We start from the raw sequence: 773 nt of genomic DNA on the forward strand, positions 1-773 counted from the left end.
CGCTGGAGACGGACGCTCTCGCCGCGCCTGCCCGCGCGGTGGGGGGGGGGGGGGGGGGGGGGGGGGGGGGGGGGGGGGGGGGGGGGGGGGGGGGGGGGGGGGGGGGGGGGGGGGGGGGGGGGGGGGGGGGGGGGGGGGGGGGGGGGGGGGGGGGGGGGCCCCCTGGCCCGCCGCGCCCGCCTCGCCCTCCCCGACCTCGCCGGGCTCGGCGGCCCTCTCGCCACGGTCGGGCCCCGGCTGCCGGGATGCGCGCCCGCGCTGGAGACGGACGCTCTCGCCGCGCCTGCCCGCGCGGTGGACCACGCGGTCGACCATGACGCGGACGCCGTCATCGTCTTCACCTCGGGCACCACCTCCCGCCCCCGCGCCGTCGTCCACTCCCGCGCCTCCCTGGCCGCCGGGATGGCGACCGTCACCGACCTGGTGCGCCCGTCGGCGGGCCGACCCGTGCTCGGCGGGACGTTCTTCGTGCTCGTACCGTCCCTGGCCGCGGGAGCYSYCSKCGCYCAAGCCGGGCGTCCGGACGCTGATGCTGACGATGCACGACAACGAGCAGTACTTCTTCCAGGCGCTGAAGGCCGGAGCCTCGGGCTACGTCCTCAAGTCGGTCGCCGACCGCGACCTGGTCGCCGCCTGCAGCCCGGTCATCCGGGGCATGGCGACGTCGAGCACCGCGAGGTCGAACTCCTGGGTGCGCGCCACGGCGAGGGCCTCGGCCCCGTCCCCGGCCTCGGCCACGACCTCCAGATCCGGCTCACCGTCCAGGATCAGGC

General features: G+C 79.8%; 2 pseudogenes. One reads left to right on the forward strand and one right to left on the reverse strand.

Features of this window, described 5'->3' with window-relative positions:
- Positions 1-508: 508 nt before the first annotated feature.
- Positions 509-637: pseudogene (locus AB8Z75_RS35275) on the forward strand (response regulator); the annotation flags it as partial.
- Here AB8Z75_RS35275 and AB8Z75_RS35280 read toward each other — a convergent pair.
- Positions 628-773: pseudogene (locus AB8Z75_RS35280) on the reverse strand (response regulator); the annotation flags it as partial. The pseudogenes AB8Z75_RS35275 and AB8Z75_RS35280 sit on opposite strands and share 10 nt — an antisense overlap.

The organism is Streptomyces sp. PU-14G, from assembly GCF_041028275.1.
Classification (GTDB): Bacteria; Actinomycetota; Actinomycetes; order Streptomycetales; family Streptomycetaceae; genus Streptomyces.